Origin of the sequence: Streptomyces sp. NPDC007875 (assembly GCF_042868035.1) — a bacterium.
GTDB lineage: Bacteria > Actinomycetota > Actinomycetes > Streptomycetales > Streptomycetaceae > Streptomyces > Streptomyces antimycoticus.
Genome location: NZ_JBIADZ010000012.1, coordinates 275,337 through 288,403, shown reverse-complemented (window position 1 = coordinate 288,403; position 13,067 = coordinate 275,337). Strand labels below are relative to the sequence as shown.

General features: G+C 71.1%; 13 protein-coding genes and 1 riboswitch. Of the genes, 6 read left to right on the top strand and 7 right to left on the bottom strand.

Annotated features, from left to right (window positions below; all coding sequences use genetic code 11):
• Window positions 1-292: 292 nt before the first annotated feature.
• Window positions 293-610 (bottom strand): PRC-barrel domain-containing protein, encoded by a 318-nt coding sequence (locus ACFYOY_RS25820; protein ID WP_059143931.1) that lies wholly within the window; start codon window positions 608-610, stop codon window positions 293-295.
• 124 nt (window positions 611-734) lie between these two features.
• Window positions 735-832: riboswitch (glycine riboswitch) on the top strand.
• 191 nt (window positions 833-1,023) lie between these two features.
• Between ACFYOY_RS25820 and gcvP the strand changes: the two genes are divergently transcribed.
• Window positions 1,024-3,939, top strand: a complete 2,916-nt coding sequence (gcvP, locus tag ACFYOY_RS25815; protein WP_388589853.1) for an aminomethyl-transferring glycine dehydrogenase — start codon at window positions 1,024-1,026, stop codon at window positions 3,937-3,939.
• Window positions 3,940-4,062: 123 nt separating this feature from the next.
• Here the strand turns inward: gcvP and ACFYOY_RS25810 are convergent, their stop codons facing one another.
• Window positions 4,063-4,269 (bottom strand): DUF5999 family protein, encoded by a 207-nt coding sequence (locus ACFYOY_RS25810; RefSeq protein WP_043236576.1) that lies wholly within the window; start codon window positions 4,267-4,269, stop codon window positions 4,063-4,065.
• A 264-nt stretch (window positions 4,270-4,533) separates the two neighbouring features.
• A complete protein-coding gene (locus tag ACFYOY_RS25805; RefSeq protein WP_137964361.1) occupies window positions 4,534-5,121 on the bottom strand; it encodes a hypothetical protein in 588 nt (195 codons plus the stop codon).
• Window positions 5,122-5,567: 446 nt separating this feature from the next.
• Between ACFYOY_RS25805 and ACFYOY_RS25800 the strand changes: the two genes are divergently transcribed.
• Both ACFYOY_RS25800 and ACFYOY_RS25795 read left to right on the top strand, forming a co-directional pair.
• The gene (locus tag ACFYOY_RS25800) at window positions 5,568-7,070 is read left to right on the top strand and encodes a glutamate--cysteine ligase (RefSeq protein WP_351888641.1); all 1,503 of its coding nucleotides are present in this window, start codon (window positions 5,568-5,570) and stop codon (window positions 7,068-7,070) included.
• Between the two features lie 145 nt (window positions 7,071-7,215).
• On the top strand, window positions 7,216-7,956 hold the full coding sequence (locus ACFYOY_RS25795) for a CPBP family intramembrane glutamic endopeptidase (protein ID WP_351888709.1): 741 nt from the start codon (window positions 7,216-7,218) through the stop codon (window positions 7,954-7,956).
• A 27-nt stretch (window positions 7,957-7,983) separates the two neighbouring features.
• Here ACFYOY_RS25795 and ACFYOY_RS25790 read toward each other — a convergent pair whose 3' ends face one another.
• Window positions 7,984-8,808 carry a PhzF family phenazine biosynthesis protein gene (locus ACFYOY_RS25790; RefSeq protein WP_351888638.1) on the bottom strand — a complete coding sequence of 275 codons (825 nt, stop codon included), beginning with the start codon at window positions 8,806-8,808 and terminating at the stop codon, window positions 7,984-7,986.
• Window positions 8,809-8,922: 114 nt separating this feature from the next.
• On the bottom strand, window positions 8,923-9,147 hold the full coding sequence (locus ACFYOY_RS25785) for a hypothetical protein (RefSeq protein ID WP_093468939.1): 225 nt from the start codon (window positions 9,145-9,147) through the stop codon (window positions 8,923-8,925).
• A gap of 162 nt (window positions 9,148-9,309) precedes the next feature.
• On the opposite strand from ACFYOY_RS25785, the gene ACFYOY_RS25780 reads away from it, so the two are divergent.
• Window positions 9,310-9,972, top strand: a complete 663-nt coding sequence (locus tag ACFYOY_RS25780; RefSeq protein ID WP_388589847.1) for a PadR family transcriptional regulator — start codon at window positions 9,310-9,312, stop codon at window positions 9,970-9,972.
• A gap of 123 nt (window positions 9,973-10,095) precedes the next feature.
• On the opposite strand, the gene ACFYOY_RS25775 is transcribed toward ACFYOY_RS25780, so the two are convergent.
• Complete coding sequence (locus ACFYOY_RS25775; RefSeq protein ID WP_351888631.1) at window positions 10,096-10,524, bottom strand: SRPBCC family protein; 429 nt, start codon at window positions 10,522-10,524, stop codon at window positions 10,096-10,098.
• Between the two features lie 225 nt (window positions 10,525-10,749).
• Between ACFYOY_RS25775 and ACFYOY_RS25770 the strand changes: the two genes are divergently transcribed.
• Together ACFYOY_RS25770 and ACFYOY_RS25765 are read left to right on the top strand one after the other, a co-directional pair.
• Window positions 10,750-11,277: a Clp protease N-terminal domain-containing protein gene (locus ACFYOY_RS25770; protein WP_351888628.1), complete on the top strand. Its 528-nt coding sequence runs from the start codon at window positions 10,750-10,752 to the stop codon at window positions 11,275-11,277.
• A 31-nt stretch (window positions 11,278-11,308) separates the two neighbouring features.
• Window positions 11,309-12,298, top strand: coding sequence for an EamA family transporter (locus ACFYOY_RS25765; RefSeq protein ID WP_351888625.1), 990 nt, complete (start codon window positions 11,309-11,311; stop codon window positions 12,296-12,298).
• Window positions 12,299-12,351: 53 nt separating this feature from the next.
• Here the strand turns inward: ACFYOY_RS25765 and ACFYOY_RS25760 are convergent, their stop codons facing one another.
• A complete protein-coding gene (locus tag ACFYOY_RS25760) occupies window positions 12,352-13,053 on the bottom strand; it encodes a pyridoxamine 5'-phosphate oxidase family protein (RefSeq protein WP_351888622.1) in 702 nt (233 codons plus the stop codon).
• Window positions 13,054-13,067: the final 14 nt, after the last annotated feature.

Genomic DNA, 13,067 nt, shown 5'->3' with positions numbered 1-13,067 from the left:
GTCCGGAGCGGGGGCGGGCGCCGGGACACGAGCAGGGTCAGGCCCCAGGCCAGTTGCGGGGCCACGGCCCGGGCCGCGAGCAGGCCCCGGGGCCGGGCGGCCTGGCCGCGGGCGCGGAGGGGCTGGCCCCAGGCTCAGACGGCCTGGCCCCGGGACCGGGTAGCGGTCCGGAGCGGGGGCGGGCGCCGGGACACGAGCAGGGTCAGGCCCCAGGCCAGTTGCGGGGCCACGGCCCGGGCCGCGAGCAGGCCCCGGGGCCGGACCATCAGCAGGCTCAGCTCCAGCCCCAAGGTCAGCCCGTGACGTCCAGCCCGTAGTGGTGGTAGAGCTGCAACTCCTGCTCGGGGGAGAGGTGGCGGCCGACTCCGAAGTCCGGGGCGTCCTTGATCAGCGTCCGGTCGTAGGGCACCCGCAGGGTGTCGCCGACGACCTCGCTCGGTTCGAGCGGCACGAAGACGTCCCGGCTGAACAGCCCGGTGCGTACCGCCGCCCATTCGGGCTCGCCGGTCGCGTCGTCGAGATAGACCTCGTCGACGGTGCCGATCTTGGAGCCCTCGCGGTCGAATGCCTTGCGGCCGATCAGGGTCCGCGGGTCGATATCGGTCTGCACGCTCTCTCCCACAGGTGGCAAGTGGCCATTGATACCTACAAAAAGCCACATCGTGGCGCTCGGCCACTCGAACGTCGGCGACCGTCCCCCACGGTAGAACCGCTGGTACGCTGACTGTGGCTGTAAACCCCGTGCGGGAGAGTCCTCCGCCGACGCTGTCGGAGGCGCCGAAGGAGCAAACCCTCCCCGGAATCTCTCAGGCACACGTACCGTGCGGGTGAGGTCACTCTGGAAAGCAGGGCGGGCCACGGGCGAGCAGAGCTCCGGGACCCCTCCTCACCGACGGTGAAAACCGGTCAGGCGGTATGTGGACCGGTGAAGCTCTCAGGTTGAGATGACAGAGGGGGAGGCCGTCCGGGCACCCGCGCCGCGGTGCCCCTCGCCGGTCGTTACAGACCAGGAGGCCCCCGCAGATGACCGCCAATCGCATCGCACTCTCCGACTTGGAACGCGGTACTCCGTTCGAGCAGCGCCATATCGGCCCCGACAGCGAGGCGCAGGCCAAGATGCTCGCCCACGTCGGCTTCGGCTCGCTGGACGAGCTCACCGAGGCCGCCGTACCGGATGTCATAAAGAGCGCCGAGGCGCTGGATGCCCTGCCCCCGGCCCGCAGTGAGCCGGAGGTCATCGCCGAGCTGCGCGGACTCGCCGACCGCAACCAGGTGCTGCCGTCGATGATCGGTCTCGGCTACTACGGCACCCACACCCCGCCGGTGATCCTGCGCAATGTGCTGGAGAACCCCGCCTGGTACACCGCGTACACGCCCTACCAGCCGGAGATCTCCCAGGGTCGGCTCGAGGCCCTGCTCAACTTCCAGACCGTGGTCGCCGATCTGACCGGGCTGCCCACGGCCGGTTCCTCGCTGCTGGACGAGGCCACCGCGGCCGCCGAGGCGATGGCGCTGTCGCGACGCGTCGGCAAGGTCAAGGAGGGCGTCTTCCTGGTCGACGCCGACTGTCTGCCGCAGACCGTCGCGGTCCTGCGGACCCGCGCCGAGCCGACCGGTGTCGAGGTCGTCGTCGCCGACCTGGCCGAGGGCATTCCGGACGAGATCGCCGAGCGCGGGGTCTTCGGCGTACTGCTGCAGTACCCGGGCGCCTCCGGCGTGGTGCGCGATCCGCGGCCGGTCATCGAGCGCGCCCATGAGCTGGGCGCCGTCGTCACCGTCGCCGCCGATCTGCTCGCACTCACCCTGCTCACCTCGCCCGGTGAGCTGGGCGCGGACATCGCGGTGGGCAGCAGCCAGCGATTCGGCGTCCCGATGGGCTTCGGCGGACCGCACGCCGGGTTCATGTCGGTGCGCGACGCCTACGCCCGCAACCTCCCCGGCCGGCTGGTCGGAGTCTCCGTGGACGCCGACGGCGACAAGGCGTACCGGCTGGCGCTGCAGACCCGTGAGCAGCACATCCGCCGGGAGAAGGCCACCAGCAACATCTGCACCGCCCAGGTGCTGCTGGCCGTGATGGCCGGGATGTACGCCGTCTACCACGGCCCGGACGGGCTCGCCGCGATCGCCCGCCGCACCCACCGCTACGCCTCCGTGCTCGCCGAGGGGCTGCGGGCCGGCGGTGTCGAGGTGGTGCACGGCACGTTCTTCGACACCCTCACCGCGCGGGTGCCGGGCCGGGCCGCCGAGGTCGTCGCCGCGGGCCGGGAGGCCGGGGTCAACCTTCGGCTGACCGACGCCGACCACGTCGGCATCGCCTGCGACGAGACCACCGCCCGTGCGCAGCTTGCCGCCGTATGGTCCGCCTTCGGGGTGGACGGCGGCAGCGGCGACGCCCCCGGGATTCCCGGCATCGACGAGCTGGACGCCGCGGCGCCGGACGCGCTGCCCGCGGCCCTGCTGCGCCACGACGGCTATCTGGCCCACCCGGTCTTCCACCAGCACCGCTCCGAGACCGCGATGCTGCGCTATCTGCGGCGGCTGGCCGACCGGGACTACGCGCTGGACCGGGGCATGATCCCGCTCGGCTCCTGCACCATGAAGCTCAACGCGACCACCGAGATGGAGCCGGTCACCTGGCCCGAGTTCGGCGCGCTGCACCCCTTCGCACCGGCCGAGCAGGCCCAGGGCTATCTGACCCTGATCCGTGAGCTGGAGGAGCGGCTGGCCGAGGTCACCGGCTATGACAAGGTCTCCCTGCAGCCGAACGCCGGATCCCAGGGCGAGCTCGCCGGACTGCTCGCGGTGCGCGCCTACCACCGGGCCAACGGGGACACGCAGCGCACCGTCTGCCTGATCCCGTCCTCCGCGCACGGCACCAACGCCGCCAGCGCCGTGATGGCCGGCATGAAGGTCGTCGTGGTCAAGACCGGTGAGGACGGTGAGATCGACACCGGCGACCTGCGCGCCAAGATCGAGAGGCACGGTGCCGAACTGGCCGTGCTGATGGTCACCTACCCCTCCACCCACGGCGTGTTCGAGGGACACATCACCGAGATCTGCGCGGCCGTGCACGACGCGGGCGGACAGGTCTACGTGGACGGCGCCAACCTCAACGCGCTGGTCGGGCTCGCCGAGCCGGGCCGGTTCGGCGGCGATGTCTCGCATCTGAACCTGCACAAGACCTTCTGCATCCCGCACGGCGGTGGCGGCCCCGGCGTCGGCCCGGTCGCGGTGCGCGAGCACCTGGCGCCCTACCTCCCCAACCATCCGCTGCAGCCCGCCGCCGGCCCGGCCACCGGCGTCGGCCCGGTCTCGGCCGCGCCGTGGGGCTCAGCGGGGATCCTGCCGATCTCCTGGGCGTACATCCGGCTGATGGGTGCCGAGGGGCTGCGCCGCGCGACCCAGGTCGCGGTACTCGGCGCCAACTATGTCGCCAAGCGTCTGGAGCCGCACTACCCGGTGCTCTACACCGGTCCCGGCGGCCTGGTGGCCCATGAGTGCATCGTGGATCTGCGGCCGCTGACGAAGGCCACCGGCGTGACGGTCGACGATGTGGCCAAGCGTCTGATCGACTACGGCTTCCACGCGCCGACGATGTCGTTCCCGGTCGCGGGGACGCTGATGATCGAGCCGACCGAGAGCGAGGACCTGGCGGAGCTGGACCGGTTCTGCCAGGCGATGATTGCCATCCGGGCCGAGATCGAGAAGGTCGGCTCCGGCGAGTGGGCCAAGGAGGACAACCCGCTCCGGAACGCCCCGCACACGGCGGCGTCGCTGACCGGGGAGTGGGACCACCCATACTCCCGGGAGGAAGCGGTCTTCCCGGCCGGGGTCTCGGCGGCCGACAAGTACTGGCCGCCGGTGCGGCGGATCGACGGGGCCTACGGTGACCGTAACCTCGTCTGCTCCTGCCCGCCGCTGGAGTCCTACGAGGGCTGAGCGCTTCCCCTCGGAGACTCGGAGACGCGTCAATGGGGCCGGTGCGGCGGATGCGCCGGGCCGGCCCCTGCGGGTACGTGCCGTCGACGGCGGGTCAGACCGTGGTGACGGCGTGGGCGGCCGTCAGGCCGCGGTGACGATGTGCTCGGAACCCCGCGGTCGGCAGGGTGCGATGACGCGCCCGTCCGGCAGCAGCTCACCGGTGTCCTCGAAGAGCAGGACGCCGTTGCACAGCAGGCTCCATCCCTGCTCCGGGTGGTGCGCCACCAGATGGGCGGCCTCCCGGTCGGCGGAGTCGGCTGACGGGCAGGGTGGTTGATGCTGGCACATGACAGGGTTCTTTCGCTGCGGAGTGGTGAATGTCCTGCGGCTCGCTGCGGCGTCCATGGCCGCCCCCCGTGGTTTGAGTCGGTCGATTGCTCCAGTGTTGCCCTACGGCCTGGAATCCGCAGGGATTTCGCGGTACCGGTCTCGCTAGATAATGACGCATCACCCGTCCGGACGGTTCATCGCCGCCGGACTGTTACGAGGATGCTGCGGAGCGCCCCGTGACCCGGCGGTCACGGGGCGCTCCCAACCTGATGGAGGCCCAGGTCAGGCGGGTGAGCCAAGCAAGGGAGCCCGGGTGAGCCGGTGGGTGAGAACCGGCAGCAGATCGGTTGCGCGATGCGCCCGGTGGGGCGCGATCCCCGGCGGGGCCGGGGCGAGCGGCACCAACAGATCCCCCGCGCCGAGGCCGCCTTCGGCGCCGTCCGCCGTCAGGTCGCCGTGCAGCCAGAGCGTGACCATGTAGAGCTCGGGGATGGACAGCAGCCGCGGTTGGTATGCCGAGGGCAGCGACTCGGCCTGGCTCAGGGCGAGTTCGGCCGAGCTGACATAGGGACCCTCGGAGAAGTGTGAGAAGGCCCAGCCGTCGGCGGTGAGCATCGCCTCGGCGGCGGCCACCGTGCGGTTGCCGTCGCGGATCAGGAAGCGCCAGCCGGTGAGCCGGGTCCGTGGCGGGCCGTCGGCGGTGGTGATGTCGTCCAGGACATGGACGGGGAGCGGGAGTTCGGGTTCGAAGGGGCCGGTGAGCGTGGAGAGTACCGGGGTGCGGGCCTCGCGGACGGCGGTGGGGGAGTCAAGGGCCGTGAGGACGCTGCGCAGGGCGGGCGCGGGGGCCTGGGGCACATGCAGCGGCATGGTGGGTCGCCTCTCGCTTGGAGACACGGTGAAGCGATAGCGGGCCGGGTTTGGGCGGCGCTGTCGGTGGAACACGGGTCAGAGGGGAACCGGAACAGACCGTTCGGGCCTTATCTCTCTGCCTCGTTAGCCGAGTTTATACGACAAGTGTTCCCGTTGTGTTTCATCTAGCCGCTGCCCGCATTGCCGACAAGACGTTATCCAGACCCCGAGAATGCGGGGATTTTCCCCGATTCCGTGCCAGATGAACGGATATGACCTGGCATTTTGAGGCCGGCGCGGTAGGCTGGAACTCGCCGGTCCATTTTTTCGGCGCAATGAACAGTTCCAGAGAGCGTACCGGCTGGGTGGGGATCGCGGGGCGTTATCGATCACATTGGTGGGCATCATCGAGCGTGGTGTGCAGACGGCTGGCACCGATGATCCACTCGAGGAGGGACGCTTCGATGGGGGACAAGCTCATAGCCGGTGAGTTCGACCCGTCCGGCCGGCGACGGCAGCGCGTCCGGTTGCGGCAGTGCCTCGACGGGCTGGGCCGGCTCTTGGCCGACAAGCGATTCGACCGCCCGAAGAATCTGATGGGGCTGGAGATCGAGCTGAATCTCGCCGGGGCCGACGGACTGCCGAGGATGATGAACGCGGAGGTTCTGGAGCGCATCGGGAGTCATGATTTCCAGACCGAACTCGGGCAGTGCAACCTTGAAGTAAACATCGTGCCCCACCGTTTGCGCGGACGCGTTCTCGATCAGCTCTCGGAAGAGCTCCGAACCGGTTTGTCATATGCCGATCGCAAGGCGCGGGAAGTGTCCTCCGAGATCGTGATGATCGGAATTCTGCCGACCCTCGCCGCGGACGATCTGGGATCCACGAGCCTCTCCTATGACGACCGTTACAAACTCCTCAACGAGCAGATGCTGGCCGCCCGCGGCGAGGATTTCCTCATCGACATCGAGGGCCGCGAGCGGTTCACCTACGCCAGCGCCTCCATCGCCCCCGAGGCGGCCTGCACCTCCGTCCAGCTCCATCTCCAGGTCACCCCGGAGCGCTTCGCGGACGCGTGGAACGCGGCGCAGGCGGTGGCCGCCGTGCAGATCGCGATGGGCGCCAACTCCCCCTTCGTCTTCGGCCATGAGGCATGGCGCGAATCCCGGCCGCCGCTGTTCCTGCAGGCCACCGATGTGCGTCCGCCGGAGATCGCCGCCCAGGGGGCGCGCCCGCGCACCTGGTTCGGCGAGCGTTGGATCGGTTCCGCCTACGAGTTGTTCGAAGAGAACCTGCGCTATTTTCCGCCCCTGCTCTCCACCGGCGAGGACGAGGACCCGCTGCGGTTGCTGGACGAGGGCGGGGTGCCCGAGCTCCAGGAACTGGCGCTGCACAACGGCACCATCTACCGCTGGAACCGGCCCGTCTACGACGTCGTGGACGGTGTTCCGCATCTGCGCGTGGAGAACCGCGTGCTCCCGGCGGGGCCCACCGTCACCGATGTCATCGCCAACGCCGCCTTCTACTACGGACTGGTCAGGGCGCTCGCCGAGGAGTCCCGCCCGGTGTGGACGCGGCTGCCCTTCGCGGCCGCCGCGGCCAACTTCGACGCGGCCTGCCGGCACGGCATCGACGCGGTCCTGCAGTGGCCCAAATCCGGCCGGTCGGCCTCTTTGGCCCGCACCTCCGCCGTACGGCTGGTCCGCGAGGAGCTGCTGCCGCTCGCCGCGTCCGGCCTCGACTCCTGGGGTGTGGAGCCCGCCGACCGCGACCGCTACCTCGGCGTGATCGAGGAGCGCTGCAAGCTGCGGGTCAACGGCGCGTCCTGGCAGACCGCCACCTACCACCGCGCGCTGGCCGGCGGGCTGGACCGGGACGCCGCGCTCGCGGCCATGACCCGCCGCTACTGCGCCCTGATGCGGACCGACGCCCCGGTGCACACCTGGCCGACCGACCTCTCCGGGTGACGCCCACACCGGCGACCATGACACCGTATTGTCCCGTGAGCGGGGCGGATGCGCCCGATGAGGCGGACAAGCGGAAGTGGGGACAGGAGTGCGGTCACAGGCACGGGGCGCGGATGCCCCGGTCGAGGACGGGCTCTCGCGGCGGATGCTGCGCAATGAGACGCTGCTCGTGCTGGCGCTGTCCCTCGGCGCGAGCGGGCTGTCCGCACTGATCAGCTTTGTCGGCTCGGTGACCAAACCGGGCGGGCTCAAGGATCAGGCGGCCAATCTCAACTCCTCCGCCGCGCCGGGGAGGCCCTGGCTGGATCTCGCCTGGCAGCTGTTCGGCATCTCGACCGCGCTGGTGCCGGTCGCGCTCGTGGCCCATCTGCTGTCGCGTGAGGGCGCCGGGCTGCGGGCGATCGGCTTCGACCGCGACCGGCCGCGGTTCGACCTGGCGTGGGGCGCCGCGGTCGCGGCCGCGATCGGCGGCACCGGGCTGCTGCTGTATCTGGGAGCGCGGGCGGCCGGGGGCAATCTGACGGTGGTGCCCGAGTCGCTGCCCGATGTGTGGTGGAAGATCCCCGTGCTGATCGCCTCCGCCGTGCAGAACGCGGTGCTGGAGGAGGTGATCGTGGTCGGCTATCTGCTGCGCAGGCTCGGGCAGTTGGGCTGGACCCCGATGGCCGCCCTGCTGGCCAGCTCGGTGCTGCGCGGTTCGTACCACCTCTACCAGGGGATCGGCGGCTTCTTCGGCAACCTGGCGATGGGTGTGATCTTCGTGCTGCTCTACCGCCGCTGGGGGCGGGTCGGGCCGCTGGTCGCCGCGCATGCGTTGATCGACATCGTGGCCTTCGTCGGATACGCCCTGCTGGCGGGCCGGGTGGACTGGCTGCCCACGGCCTGACCCGCCATCCGTCGTGACCGATGGGTCTCAGGCCAGCAATTCGCCGTCGATGACGGTGACGGCGCCGCCCGTCAGCAGCGTACGGTCGCCGCGCAGCGCGGTGCGGACCAGGCCGGTGCGCGCGGACGCCTGCATCCCGGTCAGCTCGTCGCGGCCGAACCGGGCCGACCAGTAGGGCGCGAGCGCGGTGTGGGCGCTGCCGGTGACGGGGTCCTCGTCGATGCCGACGGCCGGGGCGAACATCCGCGAGACGAAGTCGTAGCCGCGTGTGGGGTCCTCGGCGGCCGCGGTCACGATGACGCCCCGGTGGCTGATCCGCTTGAGTGAGGCGAGGTCGGGGGCCAGGGCGCGCACGGTCTTCTCGTCGGCCAGCTCGATCAGCAGATCGTCGATATGCGGGCCGGCGTGATGGGCGGACACGATCTCGGCGCCGAGGGCTCCGGCGACCTCGGCCGTCTTCTGGGAGACCGGCAGCGCGGTCAGTGAGGCCGTGGGGAAGTCCAGCGTGATGGAGCCGCCGTCATCGGCTGTCGCCGACAGGACCCCGCTGAGGGTGGCGAAGCGGACCGTGCCGGTCGCGGCCCCCGTGGTCTTCAGGACATGGGCGGTGGCGAGCGTGGCATGGCCGCACATGGGCGCCTCGGTGACCGGGGTGAACCAGCGCAGCGCCCAGTCCGCCTCCGCGGTCTGCGGGAGCGGGTGGGCGAAGGCGGTCTCGGCGAGATTGACCTCGGCGGCGACCTGTTGCAGCCAGCCGTCGTCCGGGAAGGTGTCGGTGTCGAGGAGGACGACCCCGGCCGGGTTGCCGGCGAAGGGGTGCTCGGTGAAGGCGTCGACGATACGTATCCGCATACCGCCGACCGTAGGCGGCGGTATGCGGGGCAGCCATGGCCAATCCACCAGCCGTGGCACCCCCTGGGGGCGGTGGTGTCGGCCCTGGCCGGTGGTGCGGGGAGCGAGGGCCGACTACCCCTCGTCGGCGGCGAACAGCTCGAGGTGCCCGCACTCAGGGCAGCGGAACGCCACTATCTTCCGCCGGGGACGGCCGATCCGCTTGGCGCCCCCGAAGAGTCCCCGCTCCATCGCCCCCTCGATCCAGCGCGCGTACCCGCGCGAATGCTCACCGGCGTCCTCGATGAATCCTTCCGCCAGGCCGACGGTGCCGCAGTGGGTGCATGTGTTGTTCTTCATGCCGTGAGTCTAGGAAACGGCGCGGCCAGGAAGAACCCGTAGCCGAGCCCTCGGACGACAACCGGCTTCACACAAGCCGGCGAGCCAAAGGGTTGGCATCCGATCGGTTCCGATATATCGTTGACGTGTCGTGATGGATCGACGATAGGAAGGAGCGTCACGATGCGTTCCCATGGACATGGACATGGACGTGAACACTGCGGACCCGGCCACCGCGGCCGGGGCGAGGGTGAGGGGCGGCGCGCGGCATTCGGCCCGTTCGGCCCCGGTTTCGACGGCCCGCCCTTCGGCGGGCCCCCGTTCGGCGGCCGAGGCCGCGGCGGCCCCGGTGGCCGCGGGCCGCGTGGGCGGGCGCGGCGCGGCGATGTGCGCGCCTCGATCCTGGCCCTGCTGAAGGACCGCCCGATGCACGGCTACGAGATGATTCAGGAGATCGCCGAGCGCAGTGGGGGGGCCTGGCGGCCCAGCCCCGGCTCGGTGTATCCCACGCTTCAGCTGCTCGAGGACGAGGGGCTGATCGGCAGCGAGAGCGAGGGCGGCAAGAAGCTGTTCGCGCTCACCGACACCGGCCGCACCGAGGCCGAGGCGGGCCCCGCGGCCCCGTGGGAGGAGGCCGGGCGCGGTATCGACTGGGAGGCCATGCAGGAGGTCCGGCAGGCGGGCTTCGGGCTGATGGAGGCGTTCTCCCAGGTCTGGCGCACCGGCAGCGCGGAGCAGCGGCAGAAGGCCGTCGCCGTCATCAATGAGTCGCGCAAGCGGTTGTATCTCATCCTCGCCGAGCAGGACGAGGAGAAGGGCGGTACCGAGCGGGGCGGCGAGAGCTGAGCCCGATCGGACGGGGGTACGGCCGCGGGGGCGACGGGGCGGGACGGGGGACCCGGTGCCTGCCCGGCGTTAAGGTCCTTCTGGCGGACCTCCGCGGCGTCGCGGCGCTCCGTCAGAAGGGCCCTAGACGACCAGCGCGTTCAGCTTGCGCAACGACTCATTGAGCGCGCTGGTCGCCGAGTCCTTCAGCTTCCCGGCCATCAAAGAGACCGCCGCCCCCGTGAACTCCCCGTCCACGCGCACCGTCGTGGCATCGCCGTCCGGTGCGAGCGAGTAGCGCATAGCGAGGTTCACGCCCATCGGGCCCTTGCCCCGGGTGACCAGTAGCCGGGCGGGTTCGCACTCCTCGACGATCCAGGTCACCTCGGCCGGAAAGCCCATCAGTTTCATGTTCTCCTCATAGGTCGCCGCCACCTCCAGCGTGGTCGGGCCGCCCCGCGGAAAGCTGGTGTGGGTGGCGTTCCAGTCGCCGTATGTGGAGAAGTCCGTCAGCCGGGCCCAGACCTTCTCGGCCGGTGCCTCGATGCGTGTCTGCGCGCTGACCTCGGCCATGGGGGAGTCCCTTCGGCGGGTTCCTGCGGTGTGTGGTGCGACGGTGCCGGGCAACGTAGCCCCGGGGTCCGGAACATTCAATACTGACGAGTCGTCAGTTCTGGTGTTTCCCCTTCCTCTCCTCCCCGAGGATGAGAACCGGTCATCCGCGCACAACCACGGTGGGATGCGTACATGCTTCCCGGCGGGGATGCTCCGGCCTCAAGGGACTGATGGGGTGAGAGCGTGCGAAGTCCTACCCTTTCCGCCGGCCCGGACGACGCCGGATGCGAGGACCGGGTCAGCGAAGTGGTGGCCACCGTGATCGCGGGGGCTCGCCGGCGCGCCGTACGCGATGGTGACGCGCAGATCGACACCGCCCATCTGCTGCACGGCCTCCTGGAGTCCGACCAGGACGTACGGGAGGTGTTTCCCGGCGGCCCGCCCCAGGTGATACGGCTGCTGGGGTATCTGGTGCAGCGCGTCATCGGCTACGGGCTCCGGTGGAGCGGCACCGTCGAGGTCTCGGGGGCGGCGCCGTCGGTGGGGAACGGGATGGCCGGATGGTCGCCCGCCGCGGCGGCCGCCCTCGATGCGGCGGTCCGCCGCGCCGCCTCCCGTGGCGGGTCCCGCGCCGGGGGCCTCGATCTCCTCGCCGCGTTCGTCCGTGACCGGGAGTGTCGTGCCATGGAGGTGCTGCGGCGCGCGGGCGTCGCCGTCGAACCGCTGGTCACCGCCCTGACTGTGGAGACCTGCCAGCAGTCAACGGGATGACGGTACTGACGTGAGCTGACATGATGGCCCGGTGCAGGTATCCGGAGGCCACTCACGGCAAAGGAAGGTCGGCCTGGGGCTCGCCCTGGTGTCGGCGCTCACGTTCGGCGGATCGGGTGTCGCCGCCAAACCGCTGATCGAGGCGGGGCTCGCGCCGCTCGAGGTCACCTGGCTGCGGGTGACCGGCGCGGCCCTGGTCCTGCTGCCCCTGGCCTGGCGCCATCGCCGACTGCTGACCCGGCGCCCCGCCCTGCTGGTGGGGTTCGGTCTGCTGGCCGTCGCGGGAGTGCAGGCCTGCTACTTCGCGGCGCTCTCCCGGATCCCCGTCGGCGTCGCGCTGCTCGTCGAATATCTGGCGCCCGCCCTGGTGCTGGGGTGGGTGCGGTTCGTCCAGCGCCGGCCGGTGAGCCGGGCCGCGGCGATCGGCGTCGTCCTGGCCGTCGGCGGGCTCGCGTGCGTGGTGGAGGTCTGGTCCGGGCTGGGCTTCAACCCCCTCGGACTGCTGCTCGCCTTCGGCGCGGCCTTCTGTCAGGTGGGCTACTTCGTCCTCTCCGACCACGGCAGCGACGGCCAGGACCCGGCGGATCCGCTCGGCGTCATCGCCTACGGACTGCTGATCGGAGCCGTGGCGCTGACCGTGGTCGGCCGCCCCTGGGGCATGGACTGGACGGTCCTCACCGGTGGCGCCGACCTTGCGGGCGCCCGCGTTCCCGCCATGGTGCTGCTCGCCTGGATCGTGCTGGTGGCGACGGTGATCGCGTATCTCACCGGGGTGCTGTCGGTGCGCCGGCTCTCACCGCAGGTGGCCGGGGTGCTCGCCTGTCTGGAGGCGGTCATCGCGACCGTTCTGGCGTGGGTGCTGCTGGATGAACACCTGGGCGTGGCGCAGGTCGTCGGCGGTGTGGTGGTGCTGGCCGGCGCCCTGATCGCCCAGACCTCCACCCCGAAGGCCGCCGCCGCCGAGCCGGTGGCGGCCTCGGCGCCGGTCGAGGGGGAGCGGGAGTACACGGCGGGAGGGTGACCGCCCCCCGTCCCCGGTGTGTGACGACCCGGAGGGCGGCGGGGCGTCCCCGGTCAGAGTCGGGTGAGGTAGCCGGGCACCGGCGTGTCGGGCGCGAGGTCGTCGGCGGGGTCCGGCGCGCCGTACGTGCGGGCGACGGGCACCACGCCGCTCCAGTGGGGGAGTCCCAGATCCTCGGCGTCGTCGTTGGGCCCGCCGGTGCGGATCTTCGCGGAGACCTCTTCGAGGTCGAGGCCGAGCACGGCGGTGGCGGCCAGCTCCTTGGCGTTGGCGGGCCGGGAGTCGGCGGCTCGGCCCGGCACCACATGGTCCACCAGGGCGTCCAGGGCCGCGGTGCGCTCGGCCGGATCGGTCACCGGGCGGGCGATGCCGTGCACCACCACCGAGCGGTAGTTGATGGAGTGGTGGAACGCCGCGCGGGCCAGGACCAGTCCGTCGACATGGGTGACGGTGAGACACACCGGCAGCCCCGGCTCCTCGCCGCCCGGCGCGCCCGCCATGCGCAGCGGACGCGCCCCCGTCGAGCCGTGGAGATACAGCCGCTCCCCGACCCGGCCGTAGAGGGTCGGCAGGACGACGGGTGCGCCATCGCGTATGAAGCCCAGATGGCAGACGTAGCCCTCGTCGAGGATCGCGTGCACCACCTCCCGGTCGTACGACGCGCGCTCGCGGGAGCGGGTGGGCACGGTGCGGCCGGTCGGTGTGTAGGCGTTGTCGGGCGCGTTGGTCGCGGCGGTGGCGTCCGGGGCGGGCATTTGCGTCCTCCATT